This window comes from Bacillus sp. DJP31, assembly GCF_049310945.1.
Taxonomy (GTDB): domain Bacteria; phylum Bacillota; class Bacilli; order Bacillales; family SA4; genus Bacillus_BS.
Genome location: NZ_JBMERO010000015.1, coordinates 1 through 16,812, shown reverse-complemented (window position 1 = coordinate 16,812; position 16,812 = coordinate 1). Strand labels below are relative to the sequence as shown.

Genomic DNA, 16,812 nt, shown 5'->3' with positions numbered 1-16,812 from the left:
AACCCAAATTATTCAGGGAACAGCTATTTCGACCAAAAATACTCCACAAAATGCAGGGATAGTGAATTCCACTTACATATTTTTTTATTTTTGATTTATCCTTCACCTTCATTAAATGGATATATAAATTTCCTTATCAGATGAACTAATCAAGCAAAAATGGACATACTTCCCCCTTGGTTGAACACTATTTTTAAAAAAATAGGATAGTAGTAAACGATCTACTTTATTCTGACTTGGAGTTGTTGAATATTCGATAATGTTTGCCAAAATGCACCTTTGTATAAGCAACTACTGCATAGTTTAAATGTCATAGAGCGAGCGGAACCACTTCTTAAAACGACTTTTATACAATCTCCAGTTAGTCGATCAAATAAGAACAATGGATGGTAGCCCATGGTTTGGTAATGGCCATTGTATGTTAAATTTTTCTTGGTTTCCTGTGGTCTAGAAATTAGCAGAATCGAGATCAAAGATAAAACCATCACTCGGTTTTACGAGCTGTACTCGGTCAAATAAGGATTGGATGACTTCTTGAAATTGACTCACGGTATCTTCGTCTACTTTTGAATTAACCCGAAAAATGGTTGGTTGAGAGGCTAAGCGATCTTTTGAAAAAACACGTAGCATCGTAGGTTCAACTTGTAGATCATCAGCCGCATCGTCCGTATGATAACCTGCAAGATGTTGATAAACTTTCTGCATGATGACGGAGTGGTTGGTATGTGTGTGATGAAAGGTAGAATCAATAACGTTGATTTTCTCTTCTATTGTCTTTGTAATGCCTTGAGAGGCCCTTAGACTGATAAAGACTTCCCGCTTTTTTATTGTTTTGCATGAATAATCTGGGTAAAAGAATAATTTACAAAAAAATATATAGATTAAATTAGCATAACCATTTATTATAAGTATTAGTGATTTGCAACCTAAAAAGTTCAAGTTCCAAAATAATACTGAAAATGCTATAACTTGATAGAATTCTACAAAAAGAAAATTCCCAATTTTTTCATAAAAATAACTTATTATATATCATCACTATAAGACAAACTAAGGATAATCCTTATAACTTTGGAGGAACATATGTTATTTCTAACATTGATTATATGCTTTTTTATGACTGTCATACTAACTCCGGTTGTTAAGATGCTTGCCTTTAAAATCGGTGCTACAGACAAACCAAATAATAGAAAAGTACATCAAAATATCATGCCGCGGTTGGGTGGGCTAGCCATCTTTTTAAGTTTTATTATCGGTCTATTGATCATAAAACAACCTGACAACCCTCATCATTTGGCCATATTATTAGGAGGCTTAATTATCCTTCTAACAGGTATGTTAGATGATATTAAAGAGATCACACCCAAAATTAAGTTATTAGGGCAACTTATTGCGGCTATCGTAGTTGTAACGTATGGGGGAATAAGTGTTGAATTCATTAACCTGCCATTCGATGCTAAGCTAGAATTTGGATTGCTAAGTATCCCAATAACAATTATTTGGATAATTGGCGTAACGAATGCTATCAACTTAATTGATGGTCTAGATGGATTAGCAGCTGGTGTTTCCTCAATAGCTCTACTAACAATTGCAGGAATGGCATTACTCTTTGGACAGCCATATGTAATGGTAGTGGCCTTAATATTAGCTATATCTACTGCTGGATTCCTTGTATTTAACTTTTTTCCAGCTAAAATATTCATGGGTGATTCAGGAGCATTATTCTTAGGATATATGATAGGTGTACTCGCGTTATTAGGATTTAAGAACGTTACTTTTATCTCTCTAATCATTCCAGTTGTTATCTTGGGTGTTCCAATATCGGATACTCTCTTCGCAATAGTGCGAAGAATTGTCAATAAAAAGCCGCTTTCTGCACCTGATAAATCACACTTACATCATTGTTTGTTAAGAATTGGGTATTCGCATCGTCAAACAGTATTAATAATTTATGCAATGAGTGCTATTTTTGGATTATCAGCATTTATTTTCTCAATTGCTTCTATATGGGTTGCTTTACTGCTTCTTGTTACAATATTAATTGCTGTTGAAATTATCGTGGAAAAAATCGGATTGATTGGTGAGGACTATAAGCCATTACTAAACTTTATTAATGGTTTACGACCTATAACTTCTAGGAATAAATAAGACAAGAAGAAAACACCACTTAAGTATTATAGTGGTGTTTTTAGTAACTATATCTTTTTATTCTCTAGGTATTCAAGATCACCTAGCGAAATATTACCCTGCCCATTCGTCATCTCCACAATCCACTCACGAAACGACTCAGTCCGACCTTCCTCAACATATATCTCAAATTCGACATGTTCCGTATAATGAATGTTCTTCACCTGATAAGCTGCCGCTCTAAGCTCATTCTCAATCTTCCCAACCCAAGCATAATCAACGGTTACACTCATTACCCTCATAAGCTTACGTTCAACTATTCCAACATGATTTATACCTTCAGAAGTAGCCGTTCCATACGCCCGGATCAGCCCACCAGCACCTAGCTTAATCCCGCCAAAATATCTTGTAATGACAACAACCATGTCCTTTAGATCTCTTTTCTTTAGAACCTCTAAAATAGGTACACCAGCCGTCCCACTTGGCTCACCGTCATCGTTTGCTTTTTGGATTTGATTATTTTCACCAATCAAATAAGCCGAGCAATTGTGACTCGCGTCTCTCTGTAGCTTTTTGATCTTCGCAATAAATGCTTGTGCTTCTTCCTCTGTGGTTGCTCGATCTACATAACAGATGAATCTGGATTTTTGTATGATAATTTCGTGTTCACCATAGCCTTTTATTGTCTTGTAGCTTAAAAGCATGTGACTCAGCCCCTATCTCTTTTTAGCTTAGGGTAAACGATATATATAGTATTACTTCTTTAGCCATAAAAGAACATACTCTTTCTATTATAATTCGACATGATTCTTCATTCAATTATTAAATTTTTTCCTGTAAAAAAGTATTTATGAGGTCTAATGTGTTATGGACATAATAGCTTGATTGGTTACGAACTATTTATGGATAGAATATTACTATAAACATTAGCCTTTTATAGATCATTTGTCCTATAATATACATATATAGAAATAGGTACGAAGTTGCTAGAAATCTGTGCATTCTTTATTGTACTGTTAATTTGGAGGAATAGTATATGCCTGCAAAAAAGAAGCAAAAACTTGATAGCAAGATGCTCGATCAAATATTAGAAAAAATGGTAGATACTGTTGAGTCCAGTAAAGGTGAGATTTTTCGGATTGGAGAGCAATCTCGTCAGGATTTTGAATCTTTATCAGAGGAGCTTAAGGAAATAAAAGTCCAGGTGTTATCTACGATTGATGAAGGCGATAAACTGGAAGGACAAGCTAGGTTTGCAAGAACTAGACTTGCTGAGGTGAGTAAGCATTTTAAGAGCTACTCTGAGGATGAAATACGTGAGGCTTATGAAAAAGCTCATAAATTGCAAATGGAGCTAACGGTTATCCGTCAGAAGGAGAAGCAGCTTCGTGACCGGCGTGACGACATAGAGAGACGTTTAATTGGTTTACAAGAAACCATCGAACGAGCAGAGGCTCTGATTGGACAAATATCGGTTGTCCTTAACTATCTGGATAGTGACTTGAGGGCGGTTGGTGATATACTTGAGGATGCCAAGCAAAAGCAAGACTTCGGATTGCGAATTATTGAAGCCCAGGAAGAGGAACGCCGTCGATTGTCTCGGGAGATTCATGATGGTCCAGCTCAAATGCTCGCCAATGTGATGATGAGATCGGATCTAATTGAGAAGATTCACCGTGAACGAGGTGGAGAAGAAGCAATCGAGGAGATTCGGAACTTACGAAAGATGGTCAGAAATGCCCTCTATGAAGTGCGGAGAATTATTTATGACCTTCGTCCAATGGCACTCGATGATTTGGGCTTAGTACCAACACTCAAAAAATACCTGGATACGATCGAAGATTATAATAAAGGCGCTGCCATTCGTTTTGTACATATAGGTCTAGATAAGAGACTACCACCAAAGCTTGAAGTCGCACTGTTTCGATTAGTTCAGGAATCGGTGCAAAATGCCAGCAAACACGCTGCGGCATCTGAGGTGCAAGTCAAGCTTGAAATCGGGCGTGATCAAATTGTTGTTGTCATAAAAGATAATGGAAAAGGGTTTAACGTAAACGAGAAAAGAGATAAATCCTTTGGTTTAATGGGCATGAGAGAACGAATTGAGATTCTTGACGGTGAACTCACGATTGACTCTAAACTTACTGTAGGAACGGTAGTCATGTTTAGAGTCCCGTTGAATGCTTAGTTGGAAAAGCGCTCTGGGAGGCGAAAAAGATGAAGAAAACAAGTATTGTAATCATTGATGACCATCAGTTATTCCGTGAAGGAGTAAAAAAAATCTTGGATTTTGAATCTAACTTTGAAGTGGTCGCAGAAGGTGATGATGGGAAGGAAGCCTTGTCAATAGTTGGGGAACATAGGCCAGATGTTGTCATTATGGATATTAACATGCCAACACTTAATGGTATCGAGGCAACCGGACAATTAATTGCTGAATATCCAGACACAAAGGTAATCATCCTATCTATCCACGATGATGAAAATTATGTGACCCATGCACTCAAAACAGGAGCGCAAGGGTATTTGCTGAAAGAAATGGATGCAGATCAACTAGTAGAAGCGGTAAAGGTAGTGTCAGACGGTGGGTCGTATTTACACCCAAAAGTCACCCACAACCTTGTGAAGGAATATCGCCGCCTAGCTACAAGTCATAGTAAGGCGATTAAAAAGGAAATTGAAATTAGACGCCCATTACATCTGTTAACTAGACGCGAATGCGAAGTTCTACAGCTTCTCGCAGACGGAAAAAGCAACCGTGGTATCGGTGAGTCCTTATTCATAAGCGAAAAGACGGTTAAAAACCATGTGAGTAACATTTTAACCAAGATGAATGTGAATGACCGGACACAGGCTGTAGTCGTTGCGATCAAAAACGGCTGGGTAGATGTGCGATAAATAGAAGTAAGGGAGACGTTCAGCTTTTTGCTGGTTGTCTTTTTTTGTTTTAAGGATAAAGATAGATTTCGTATAGTAAGATACTTAATTTTGCAAGCAGAAAAAAGTTATTTTTATGGTGTCGCTAAAATGCGTTGATATAGCTGTGTTTTGAGTATGACCTAAACAAACGCTTGTTTAAATTACTCGTGAAAATTAGTATTTTGAAATATGGGGTAGAAGGTTTGCGTGGTGATATTTTTCCGTGAGTGATGTTTTAGGAGATCAGACTAGTTTTAATCTTCTAAAACAAACTAGATTCGGATAGGATATCTAAGTATTTTATGTAGGCTGTGGTATTTTCCTGGAATACTAATTTTCACCTTAAAGAAAAAGTTCATTTCAAGGTGTCGCTTAAATAAGCTGATAGTCCTGAGTTTTGATGCGGTGTTAATCAAACGTTTGTTTAAAACAGGTGATGAATTTACTATTGTTGAAAAATATCTATCTCTTCAAAAGCAATTATTTGTCGTATTATGTCTATATTCTAGGATATTTATTTTGTAGGTATGAAAAAAGTTCATTTCATAGTGTCGCTAAAATAACTTGCTATTGCTGAGTTTCGTTGAGGCGTTAAACAAACGTTTGTTTAAATTACATGAGAAATTCACTATTTTCAAAAAGTGTTGTATTGTTTTTATGTCGAAAAGGGCTATAATTTTCTAGTATATTAATTTTCATGCCTAGAAAAAAGTTATTTTTATCGTGTCGCTAAAATAACTTGATATAGTTGAGTTTTGAGTAGGTGCTAAACAAACGTTTGTTTAAATTGAAGATGTAAATTACTATTTCTCCATAATGACTTAAAAGAGCCGTAAAATGCTATTTTCGAGTTAAAGTCAAATAGTAATGCATCCTGGTTTCAATTCATGTAAAATGAAATAAGAAACTTACATGCTTAAATAAGGAAGGTACAATAAATGAGAACAGCCGTTGTAACGGACAGTACGGCCTATATATCGAAGGAATTACGTGAAGAATTGAATATACATATGCTCCCATTGAATGTTGTTTTTGGAAATGAGTCCTATCAGGAAGAACTAGAATTAACAACGGAAGCCTTTTACGAGGAAGTAAAGGGTGGCCGTGCGTTGCCTAAAACCTCACAACCTGCAATTGGGATGTTTGTTGAATTATTTGAAAAACTCTCAAAGGATTATGATGCGGTCATTAGTATTCATCTTTCAAGTGGGATCAGCGGGACGTATCAAGGGGCTGTTTCAGCTGGGGAAATGGTTGAAGGTATCGAGGTTCTCCCCTTTGACTCAGAAATCAGCTGTATGCCTCAAGGATTTTATGTTCTCGAAGCAGCTAAACTTGCTCAGGAGGGGAAGGGCCCTTCAGAGATTATGGATAGACTTGTTGAGATGAAGAAATCACTAAGAGCATATTTTATGGTGGATGATCTCGATCATTTGCAGCGAGGCGGTCGCTTGAGCAGTGCTCAAGCCTTTGTTGGTAGCCTTCTTCAGGTGAAGCCACTTCTGCATTTTGTTGACAAGAAAATTGTGCCATTTGAGAAAATTCGTACTCGTAAAAAAGCAATTAAGCGTATTTTTGAATTGTTCAAAAAGGATGCAAATCATGGTACTCTCGTCAAAGCCGTTGTGATTCATGCGAACCGTTTAGAGGAAGCGAATGAACTGAAGGCTGATCTTGAAATAGAATACCCGAATGCTGAAGTGATGGTCAGTCATTTTGGACCGGTTATTGGCACCCATCTAGGTGAGGGTGCGATTGGATTAGGTTGGTATAAGAAATAAATGATTAATAGGCACGCGGCTTGATGGTGTGGTCGCGTGTGTTTTTGTTAGAAAGATACATGGATATGGGTGATTTTGTTTTATCGCCGATCTATCTCACTAATAGCTGATATAATCGGATAATCGCTGATAAAAATAGATAATCGCCGATATATTCTGTTAGGCGCTGATAAAATCAACTTGCTGTTCGATTCCTCTACGATTTACCAACCAATTTGTCCAATTTATCGAAATATCCCTCCAAATAATAACTTACCAAACAAATTCCACTATCAATTTTTAAAAAAGGAGCAAAAATGTTATTCATACAAAAAGAAACTATTATTTATCCCACTCTATCTTACGAAAAAGAAGCCAAACCCATTTGTGAACTTTCCATTCCTAAAATTCCAGTAAACCTCTCTTTCACCTACTCAAAAGACCTCCAGAAAACCCTTCAAGGTAGAAAACTCCTATTAGATGAAATTCCCTATCCAATTGAAGACATCCAAGTTCATTTTGAAAATGGATATGTTCGTTATCATTACGGTGTTCATAAAGAAAAAGCTAGTTTTCATTGCGGACGTTGTGGCAATGAAAAGGACGATTTGTTTGGTTCCTTTCTTTGTGCAAGGTGCCAAAAGAAATGTGTGTATTGTAGAAAGTGTATAACCATGGGGAGAGTGAGTCAGTGTACCCCACTTGTCAGTTGGGCAGGACCGGTTGATAAGTTTATATATGAAGATCCACTCGAATGGCGTGGGCAATTGTCGAAAGGACAACAGCTAGCTTCAGATGAGCTGGTGAGGTCGGTTGAGGAAAAGAGTGATCGGCTTATCTGGGCAGTCTGTGGGGCTGGGAAAACTGAAGTGCTGTTTGAAGGAATCGCAACAGCCTTGGCAACGGGTAAGTATACGTGTATCGCCACGCCCCGAACGGATGTCGTCATCGAGCTAGTACCAAGATTGAAGCAAGCCTTTCCGGAAGTAAACATCACAGCCTTGTATGGGGGAAGTGAAGACGAAAGGCAGTTAACTCCCCTTACCGTGGCCACAACTCACCAGCTACTCCGGTTCCACAAAGCCTTTGATATGGTGGTAATCGATGAAGTCGATGCCTTTCCCTTTTCATTTGAACCGATGTTAAAAAGAGCCGTTGAGCAGGTGAAGAGGGAACGGTCCTCTACTATCTATCTGACAGCTACACCAGACAAGGAATGGAGAAGAAAGGTGGAGAAGAAAACGCTGTCCGCCGTTACAATCCCAGCTCGCTATCACGGTTTTCCCTTACCGGTCCCAGAATTCAAATGGTGTGGAAACTGGAAAAAGAGTGTGGTTAAGAAACAAGTGCCTCCCCCTATATCAACCTGGATAACAGAAAAACTTGAAGCCAAAAGGCAATCTTTTCTTTTTATCCCTTCCATTCAACTTCTTGAAGAAATCCTCCCTTTACTTAAAGCTAAATACCCAAATATCGAAGGCGTGCACTCAAAAGATTCATTCAGAAAAGAAAAAGTACAATTATTTCGAAAGGGTGAGATTCCGATTCTGCTTACAACGACTATTTTAGAGAGAGGGGTAACCGTTCCTAAGACGGATGTAGCCGTTCTAGGAGCAGATGACCCCGTGTTCACCGAAAGCGCCTTAGTGCAAATATCAGGAAGAGTAGGCCGAAGTTCGGCAGACCCTTCTGGTGAAATCTTGTTCTTCCATTATGGGAAAACCGATGCCATGGTAGCGGCTAGAAAGCAAATTCTAAGTATGAATAAGCAGGCGAGCGAACGTGGACTGCTGACTGGAGGTCAAGGTGAGTAAATGCTTAATGTGCTTTGAGCCAGTAGTGAAAATTGGGTGGATGGCATTTTTAACAATGGAGGATGCACCTCTATGTGGTAGATGTGAAAAAGATCTTGAGAAAATAACAGGTCCTTTGTGTAATGATTGTGGAAGAATGATGGAGGAGCCTTCCATTTGTGAAGACTGTCAGAAATGGAGGCGGATTCCCTTTTGGACTGATAAAATGATGAAAAATCGATCCGTTTATATTTACAATGAAGGAATGAAGGAGATTTTGAATCAGTTTAAATTTAGAGGAGATGTCGAGTTAGTTAAAGTATTCCGTCACGAGTTAAGCCGACTTTATCGAAAAGAATATTCTAAGGTAGACTTAATTTGTCCCATTCCACTGAGTGACGAACGTCTATATGAAAGAGGGTTCAATCAGACTCAACTACTTGCCGAACTGCTTGGGAAAAAAGTGACTCCGCTCATGACAAAGAAACATGAAATCAAGCAAAGTAAAAAAAGTCGAAAAGAAAGAATAGAAAGTAATACTACTTTTGAAGTCTTGCCTCAGATCAATGTATACGGCAAGCATATTCTCCTTGTTGATGACCTCTATACGACAGGAAGCACCATCCGTAACGCAGCAAAAGTTCTTTTAGAACATGGTGCATCCCAAATATCCTCCTTAACTGTCATCAGAAGCTAAACATTCCCAAACATTTTCTCTTTATCAAAGTCGTATTTTGTCGATATAATGGATACATAAGAGAAAGTAGAGGGGTTTTACAATGGGAGAGTTAGCAAATTGTCCGAACTGTGATAAATTATTTGTCCAAACACCGACACAAGAAGTGTGCCCAGCTTGTTATAAAGAAGAAATGAAGTTATTTGATAAGGTTTATGATTATATCCGAAAGAAGGAAAATCGTACGGCAACCTTAGTTGAAGTTTGTGATGAAACAGAAGTAGAAGAAACCCTCGTCATTCGTTGGATTCGTAATGGAAAATTAAAGCTTGCCCAATTCCCTAACCTGGGATATCCATGCGAAAAATGCAAAACGCTGATCCGCCAAGGTCGAGTTTGTGAGAACTGTGCTAAAGGAATAAAGAGTGACCTTCGTGAAGCTCAAAAAGAAGAAGAGAGAGAAAAGAAATCCAAGATGGGGACTTATTATTCATCTAAAAGATAGAAAATAATTCTACTTATGATGTAAACTTTTTCCCTTTTCTTCCGATACTATAAGTATAGATGTATTATCGGAAGGGAGAAAGGATGTATATACCATGAAAATCAATAACATCGGTTCATTAAATGTTAATCCATATAAAAAGCACCTAAACAAAGTTCAAGGTGGCGAAAAAGCAGCTGCAAGAACGGACAAGGTTGAAATCTCGTCTGCTGCAAAAGAAATGCAGGTAACATCCAAGGTTGCTACAGAGCGTTTAGAAAAGGTAGAAGCTTTGAAAAAGCAGATTGAAGCTGGGACGTACCAGGTACATGCAGATTCAGTAGCGAAGAGCGTACTTCAATATTTTTCAAAAAACTAATTTAGGATTGGGGTTGACTCAAGTCCTAAATTTTTCTTTGAGTCTAGTTCCAGAGCCCAGCCCCTCGAGGTCAAATAACCTGAATCAAATAAAAGGGAAATGCACCCTTTTCTTCGCTTCAGAACATTTGCTATGCCTGAGGCTAACCGGGGCTCATACACTTTTGAAGTGAGGTGAGTGGATATGTCAGCTGAAAAGCTTATAGATTGTTTACGAAAAATGGTTTCTCTACACAAAAGTCTATTTGAACTTGAGAACCGAAAAACAGAGGTTATTAAGCGAGGCGACATTGGGGCTCTTTCCTCTATTATAAAAGACGAGAATAAACATGTGATGGCGATCAATAAGCTTGAGGACGAGCGGAAGATTACTGTTGTCAAGCTATTGAGTGGATACCCTATTCAGGGGGATGAACCAAGCTTAACGGATGTAGTAAACGTCATTCCCTCAACTGAAAGTAGTAAACTGCTTTTTATAAAAGATCAGCTGACCCTACTTTTAGAAGAATTGAAGCAGGTAAACAGGTTAAACCAAGAATTAATCTATTCGTCATTGCAGTTTGTGAATTCTTCACTCGATTTATTCATGCCACAACCACAAACCATTAACTACAATAAACCAACGAATAAAGGTCAAACTGAACCTGTAAAGCGTTCTGTATTTGACTCGAAAGCATAGGAGACGGAGGAATTAATTATGCGTTCTACATTTCAAGGATTAGAAACAGCTAGAAGAGGCATGGTCGCTCAGCAATCCGCCCTCTATGTGACGGGTCATAATATTTCAAATGCCAATACGCCGGGATATACTAGACAACGGGTAGATTTTAAACAGACGGAGCCTTATCCTGCTGCTTCCATGAACAGTCCAATGATTCCTGGGCAAATGGGAACAGGTGTTGAAGCGGGTTCAATCGAGCGTATTCGAGAAAGTTTTTTAGACAAGCAATATCGAAATGAAAATGCAAAGACTGGTTATTGGTCATCTCGTAGTGAAGCGCTTGAAAAGATGGAAGAAATCATGAATGAACCATCGGATAGCGGATTATCCATTACACTTGACCGATTTTGGCAGTCTCTACAAGACCTTTCCACTCAACCAGAAGACCCCGGTGCACGTTCAGTTGTTTTAGAACGAGGACGTGCAGTTGCGGAAACGTTCAACTTCTTATCTAATTCTTTATCAGCGATCCAAGGTGATTTTAAAGACCAAATAAATGTAACCGTTGGTCAAGTGAATTCATTATCTGATCAGATCAATAATGTAAACAAGCAAATCTCTGAAATCGAACCTCATGGTTATGTACCCAATGACTTATACGATGAGCGCGATCGATTAATTGATGAGCTTTCTGGTTTAGTAGATATTAAAGTGACTAGACTTACGAGCGGTGGTAAACCTAGTAGTAGTGCAGAAGGAATTCTAAAAGTAGAATTAGTTGATAAGTCAGGTAATTCTATTGGTGATCTAGTGAAGGCTAACGAGCTTGCTGGTAAGCCAGGAATCATTGACGGGATAAGCATGGGCTCGGTGCCTTTAGCCATTCAAGGGACAAATTACGACACAGGCACAGGTTTAGTGAAGAGTATTACTTTAGGTACTAATACAATAGATATTAATAGTTTTAATACGAACGGAAAGCTTCGTAGTTTAATAGATTCATTTGGTTATATGGACACTGCAACAACTGAATCAGGATTATATCCAAAAATGCTGGATGAACTTGATCTATTGGCAAAAAGCTTCGGTGAAGCATTTACTACTCAGCATAAAGCAGGGTTTGATTTAAGTGGAGTTCCTGGCGGAGGGTTCTTCTCTTTCGGAAATGGTACTGAAATCAATGCCAAAAATATGATTATTGATCCAACATTAACAAAAGAAAAGATTGCAGCCGCTGCAACAAAAAAACCTGGTGACAGTGGGAATGCCCTACTTTTAGCGGATGTAAAAGATAATTTAACCATCAATGGTGTTCCGACAAGTATTAATGCTTATTACGAAGGTGTCATTGGAGATATGGCGGTAAATAGCCAAGAAGCTAATCGTCTATCAAACAACAGTGGAGTACTAAGAGACTCAGTTGAACAAAGACGTCAATCAGTGAGTGCTGTATCTATAGATGAAGAGATGACCAATATGATCAAGTTTCAGCATGCATACAATGCATCAGCTCGAAACATCACAATAATAGATGAAATGCTCGATAAAATAATAAACGGTCTAGGAACTGGCGGAAGGTAGGTGTTTTAAATGCGCGTAACACAGTCTATGCTTGCAAACAGTATGCTTAGAAACTTAAGTAGTAGCTATTCACGTTTGGATAAATACCAAGAGCAACTTTCTACTGGTAAAAAGATCAGTAGACCTTCAGATGATCCTGTTATTGCGATGAAAGGTATGAACTACCGAACAGATTTAACTGAGATAGAACAATATCAGCGTAACCTTTCAGAGGCGTATAACTGGGTAGAGAACACCGATGCTGCTTATGATAAAGGGACTTCTGCAGTTCAACGTATACGTGAGCTGGTTGTTCAGGCTAGTAATGATACGTATGAAGGAAACCAGCGTGAGGCGATTGCCGTTGAAATCAAAGAGTTAGCCAATCACTTGGAGTCTATTGCCAATACCAAGGTTGGAAATAAATTTATCTTTAATGGATCAGATACGACTAGTGCTCCTGTTAAGGTTGCAGATATAAACTTGCCTATCTCAAGTTTGCCTGCAGATGGTAAAGAATTTGTTGTGACGTATAAAGGGCGAGAATATATAAACAGCGGTAACGGTGACTTACTCTTCTCATATGGGACAGACACAATTGAGATAACAGATCCTGCGGGTACTCCAGGTGCAACTTTTGCTGATACTGCAATTAACACATCTGATCTAATAGTGTCGAAACAGTCCGCTGTTCCAACAGACTTTCAAGAAGTGAAGATTGAGCTTTCTAAAGGTGTTAACATTGTTGTTAATAGTAATCCAACGAATACCTTTAGTGCTACATTCTTTTCTGATTTAAAGAATATTATTTCGAAATTAGAGAATAATTCTACTGGTTCAGAGATCGGGAAATCACTTGAAACCATTGATAGTCACTTGACGAACATTGTTTCGGAACGTGCATTAATTGGTGCTCGTTATAACCGAGTGGAGTTAATAGAAGACCGCTTAAGTACTCAAGAAGTAATCGCAAATAAGATGCTTTCTAATAATGAAGACGCTGATATTGAACGTGTAATTACAGATCTGAAGATTCAGGAAACGGTTCATCGTGCAGCATTAGGTGTTGGTGCAAAAGTTATTCAGCCTTCTCTACTAGATTTTCTACGTTAAATGTTTCCGGCTATCTTTCAGTTGAAAGATAGCTTTTTTTCAAAAGAAAGGAGGGTTTATAGTGCAGATCCCGCAAATTCGACTTCAATCAACTTTTGCTCAAATAGGATTGAAAACAAACAATGCTACTTTGTCGATAGAACAGCACCCTGCCAATTTATCCATTGAGCAGCCCAAAGCGGATATGAAAATAACAACTGAACCGTCAAGGCTATCCATTGATCAAACAAAAGCTCGTGAAGATGTTGATCTAAAAAGTATCTTTAAGAGGGTAGAAGAAGCTGCTAGTTTAGGGTATAATTCGTTCCTTGAAGGGGTTGCTAGAAGGTCTTCGGAAGGGGACCAGCTCATGATGATTGAAAATGGCGGAAATGCCATTGCTTTGATTGCCGAGCAAAACGGTAGGTCAAAAGAATATGATTTCAATATTGGCTGGGTTCCTTCTGCTGGAAGTGTAAAAATTCAATTTACACCAGCTAAGGTCAATATAGATGTTCAACAAAAAAAGCCGATCATTCAAGTTCAGACAAATAAACCAAATATGAACTATTCACCAGGTAATGTAGAGGTTTCCTTAACCAATAAAAATAATTTGGATATTGATTTTGCTAATCTCAAGCATGTTGGTATAAACTATGAACAATACATATAGAAGTGGTGAAAAGATGAATTATGAAACGAAATATCATGGTAATATTGAAGTAAATGAAACTGAAATTGTTGTCTTTGAAAACGGACTTCCTGGCTTTGAAGAAAATAAGAAATTTATTCTTTTGCCGTTAGATACGGAAAGTCCATTTTTAATATTGCAATCCCTTGAAGAAAGAGATCTAGGTTTTGTTGTCATTGAACCATTTTTAACTTTTCCTAACTATGAGTTTGATTTGTCGGAATCTATTGTGGAGAAACTACAGCTTGAGGACAAGAACGACAGTATTGTATTCAATATTCTTTCTATAAAGGAGCCTTTTGAACAAACTACAGTAAATCTTCAGGCACCAGTCATTGTTAATAAAAATAAAAGACTAGGTAGGCAAGTGATACTTAACGATTACAAATACAATTCGAGACACCTATTAAATGAGTATTCCTCTTTGAGAGAGGAGAGATAAGAATGCTTATTCTATCAAGAAAAACAAATGAGGCTATTCAAATTGGTGAAGACATTGAGATAAAGGTTCTTTCAATAGAAGGTGACCAAATTAAAATTGGGATAAGTGCCCCTAGGAATGTTGATATACATAGGAAGGAAATCTTCCTGACGATTAAAGCGGAAAATGAAGTGGCAGCTAAGCTACCTAGTAATCTGTTAGAAAAGCTTAAACGGTAATAAGGCGAAAATACCTTCTATACCCTTTTAAGATCTACTTTTAAAAAAAGTAGATCTTTTTTTGCAAAAAAGTATAAAACTCTATTAAACATTGTAGAAGCATGTCGATATAAGATATGTAAGCAACAACTTACAAAAAAAATAAGTGGACCACAAGGATGTGGACCCCAACTATCAGGGAGGATTTTAAAAATGAGAATTAATCACAACATCGCAGCACTTAACACACATCGTCAGTTGAACAGTGCATCTACTGCACAATCAAAATCTATGGAAAAGTTATCTTCAGGTCTTCGTATTAACAAAGCTGGAGACGATGCAGCTGGATTAGCAATCTCTGAAAAAATGCGTGGACAAATTCGCGGATTAGACCAAGCGTCTAAAAACGCTCAAGATGGAATTTCAATGATTTCAACTGCTGAAGGTGCATTAAACGAAACCCATGATATTCTTCAACGTATGCGTGAACTATCAGTACAATCTGCTAATGATACAAATACCGATGGAGATAGAAAAAATATTCAAGATGAAGTTGATCAATTAGGAAAAGAAATTGATCGTATCCGTAATACAACTCAATTCAACACTAAAAACCTTTTGGACGGTTCAATGGATAAAGGTCAAGCATCTGCAGTGGCTAACGTAAGTAGCAATACAGAAGTAAAAACAGCTACTGCAAGTGCACTGTCTGATACTTTAACAGCATTAACCGATAAAAACGGCAATAACCTAGGAATTACAGCAACAGATACAATTACAATTTCTTACGTAAAAGATGGCACAACCGTAACAAACTCTTTCGCAGCAGGTTCTTTGACTGTTGCAGCACTTGGTACTACAGAAGGCTCAAGTGACGATGCTAACACTGCTCTTGCAGCAGATGCAAATAAGAACCTTGGTTTTACTGCTTCGGTGGCTGGACATGGTGGGGCAATCAATGGTTTGACAATTACTGTTAAGGATTCCAATGGTGCTGTCCGTGCAGCAGCAACAAATGCATTGTCAAGCTTCACTGAAACAACAGCTGCTGCTAATGTTAATACCGATGGCCAAGCTACATTCCAGATTGGTTCAAACACAGGACAAAACATTCAATTGGCTTTTAAAGACATGGGTACAGCGGCACTTGGTCTTAAAGACATAAAAGTCGGCAACCAAGGTCAAGCTAACGTAGCTGCTAAGGTAATCGACAGTGCTATCCAAAAAGTATCTGCTGAGCGTTCTAAATTAGGTGCAACTCAAAACCGTTTAGAGCACACAATCAACAACTTGAACACATCTTCTGAAAACTTAACTGCTGCAGAATCACGTGTTCGTGACGTTGACATGGCGAAAGAAATGATGACACAAACTAAGAATTCTATTCTTGCACAAGCAGCACAAGCAATGTTGGCTCAAGCTAACCAACAACCACAAGGGGTTCTACAACTTCTTCGTTAATTTTAGATTATTTGAAAGGGACTCTGGCTTCTTTGCTAGAGTCTTTTCTTATTGTATTTTTCACTATGTAAGGAAGCACGGAGGAAGCACGGGGACGGTTCGCATGCTTCCTTGAAGAGGATAGCTAACGCTTTTACCAAATCAATGGAAAAGTTGACTCCCCGTGCCTGTCACCACCCGATTAATCTTGTTTCACAAAATTGTTCCACGGGGGAAGCATGGGGACGGTTCTATTGCTTCTTTTTAGTATATTAGGTAGGTGCCAATCACCCTAAATTGGCAAATCCCCCCCAGGCACCGTCTAGTATTTTGGTCAGTACCTGCAACACTCAAAGTCTGCTAGGTTTAGCTGAAGTAGCAAATAAAATCCGAAATATCTAAGGAACATTTGTTCTGTTCGTGTTATAATGAATGTATAATATTGAGAAAAGGTGTGATAAAATAGTGGTAACGAACTGGGTTCTGGAGAAGTCGAGTGAGTACGGTTTGGTTGATTATGATGGACTATGGAAGAAGTTGATTTACGATTTATTTAAGGAGTTTGTATTATACTTTGCTGCTGATTTATATGAGT

General features: G+C 38.1%; 18 protein-coding genes. 15 read left to right on the top strand and 3 right to left on the bottom strand.

Annotated features, from left to right (window positions below; translation table 11 throughout):
• Window positions 1–221: 221 nt before the first annotated feature.
• The gene (locus ACOI1C_RS14375; protein WP_422511193.1) at window positions 222–485 is read right to left on the bottom strand and encodes a transposase; all 264 of its coding nucleotides are present in this window, start codon (window positions 483–485) and stop codon (window positions 222–224) included.
• Window positions 448–939, bottom strand: coding sequence for a transposase (locus ACOI1C_RS14370; RefSeq protein ID WP_422511192.1), 492 nt, complete (start codon window positions 937–939; stop codon window positions 448–450). Before ACOI1C_RS14370 ends, ACOI1C_RS14375 begins: the two co-directional genes overlap by 38 nt.
• Before the next feature lie 141 nt (window positions 940–1,080).
• Here ACOI1C_RS14370 and ACOI1C_RS14365 point away from each other — a divergent pair, with 141 nt between their 5' ends.
• Window positions 1,081–2,145: a glycosyltransferase family 4 protein gene (locus tag ACOI1C_RS14365; RefSeq protein WP_422511191.1), complete on the top strand. Its 1,065-nt coding sequence runs from the start codon at window positions 1,081–1,083 to the stop codon at window positions 2,143–2,145.
• 47 nt (window positions 2,146–2,192) lie between these two features.
• Here the strand turns inward: ACOI1C_RS14365 and ACOI1C_RS14360 are convergent, their stop codons facing one another.
• Window positions 2,193–2,828, bottom strand: coding sequence for a YigZ family protein (locus ACOI1C_RS14360; RefSeq protein WP_422511190.1), 636 nt, complete (start codon window positions 2,826–2,828; stop codon window positions 2,193–2,195).
• A 332-nt stretch (window positions 2,829–3,160) separates the two neighbouring features.
• Here ACOI1C_RS14360 and ACOI1C_RS14355 point away from each other — a divergent pair, with 332 nt between their 5' ends.
• The 14 genes from ACOI1C_RS14355 (at window position 3,161) to ACOI1C_RS14290 (ending at window position 16,238) form a co-directional block, all read left to right on the top strand.
• A complete protein-coding gene (locus tag ACOI1C_RS14355; protein ID WP_422511189.1) occupies window positions 3,161–4,312 on the top strand; it encodes a sensor histidine kinase in 1,152 nt (383 codons plus the stop codon).
• 29 nt (window positions 4,313–4,341) lie between these two features.
• Window positions 4,342–5,022, top strand: coding sequence for a response regulator (locus tag ACOI1C_RS14350; RefSeq protein WP_422511188.1), 681 nt, complete (start codon window positions 4,342–4,344; stop codon window positions 5,020–5,022).
• Between the two features lie 959 nt (window positions 5,023–5,981).
• Window positions 5,982–6,824 carry a DegV family protein gene (locus ACOI1C_RS14345; RefSeq protein ID WP_422511187.1) on the top strand — a complete coding sequence of 281 codons (843 nt, stop codon included), beginning with the start codon at window positions 5,982–5,984 and terminating at the stop codon, window positions 6,822–6,824.
• 296 nt (window positions 6,825–7,120) lie between these two features.
• Window positions 7,121–8,617, top strand: a complete 1,497-nt coding sequence (locus ACOI1C_RS14340) for a DEAD/DEAH box helicase (protein ID WP_422511186.1) — start codon at window positions 7,121–7,123, stop codon at window positions 8,615–8,617.
• On the top strand, window positions 8,610–9,293 hold the full coding sequence (locus ACOI1C_RS14335) for a ComF family protein (protein ID WP_422511185.1): 684 nt from the start codon (window positions 8,610–8,612) through the stop codon (window positions 9,291–9,293). Before ACOI1C_RS14340 ends, ACOI1C_RS14335 begins: the two co-directional genes overlap by 8 nt.
• A gap of 82 nt (window positions 9,294–9,375) precedes the next feature.
• Window positions 9,376–9,777, top strand: coding sequence for a TIGR03826 family flagellar region protein (locus tag ACOI1C_RS14330; RefSeq protein WP_422511184.1), 402 nt, complete (start codon window positions 9,376–9,378; stop codon window positions 9,775–9,777).
• A gap of 94 nt (window positions 9,778–9,871) precedes the next feature.
• The gene (gene flgM, locus ACOI1C_RS14325) at window positions 9,872–10,135 is read left to right on the top strand and encodes a flagellar biosynthesis anti-sigma factor FlgM (RefSeq protein ID WP_422511183.1); all 264 of its coding nucleotides are present in this window, start codon (window positions 9,872–9,874) and stop codon (window positions 10,133–10,135) included.
• 183 nt (window positions 10,136–10,318) lie between these two features.
• Window positions 10,319–10,813: a flagellar protein FlgN gene (locus ACOI1C_RS14320; protein WP_422511182.1), complete on the top strand. Its 495-nt coding sequence runs from the start codon at window positions 10,319–10,321 to the stop codon at window positions 10,811–10,813.
• An 18-nt stretch (window positions 10,814–10,831) separates the two neighbouring features.
• Window positions 10,832–12,376 carry a flagellar hook-associated protein FlgK gene (gene flgK / locus ACOI1C_RS14315; RefSeq protein ID WP_422511181.1) on the top strand — a complete coding sequence of 515 codons (1,545 nt, stop codon included), beginning with the start codon at window positions 10,832–10,834 and terminating at the stop codon, window positions 12,374–12,376.
• Window positions 12,377–12,385: 9 nt separating this feature from the next.
• Window positions 12,386–13,468 (top strand): flagellar hook-associated protein FlgL, encoded by a 1,083-nt coding sequence (flgL, locus tag ACOI1C_RS14310; protein ID WP_422511180.1) that lies wholly within the window; start codon window positions 12,386–12,388, stop codon window positions 13,466–13,468.
• 61 nt (window positions 13,469–13,529) lie between these two features.
• Window positions 13,530–14,120, top strand: coding sequence for a DUF6470 family protein (locus ACOI1C_RS14305; RefSeq protein ID WP_422511179.1), 591 nt, complete (start codon window positions 13,530–13,532; stop codon window positions 14,118–14,120).
• A 13-nt stretch (window positions 14,121–14,133) separates the two neighbouring features.
• Window positions 14,134–14,580, top strand: a complete 447-nt coding sequence (gene fliW, locus ACOI1C_RS14300; protein WP_422511178.1) for a flagellar assembly protein FliW — start codon at window positions 14,134–14,136, stop codon at window positions 14,578–14,580.
• A 2-nt stretch (window positions 14,581–14,582) separates the two neighbouring features.
• A complete protein-coding gene (gene csrA / locus ACOI1C_RS14295; RefSeq protein WP_422511177.1) occupies window positions 14,583–14,798 on the top strand; it encodes a carbon storage regulator CsrA in 216 nt (71 codons plus the stop codon).
• Window positions 14,799–14,990: 192 nt separating this feature from the next.
• On the top strand, window positions 14,991–16,238 hold the full coding sequence (locus tag ACOI1C_RS14290; protein WP_422511176.1) for a flagellin: 1,248 nt from the start codon (window positions 14,991–14,993) through the stop codon (window positions 16,236–16,238).
• The last annotated feature ends 574 nt before the right edge of the window (window positions 16,239–16,812 follow it).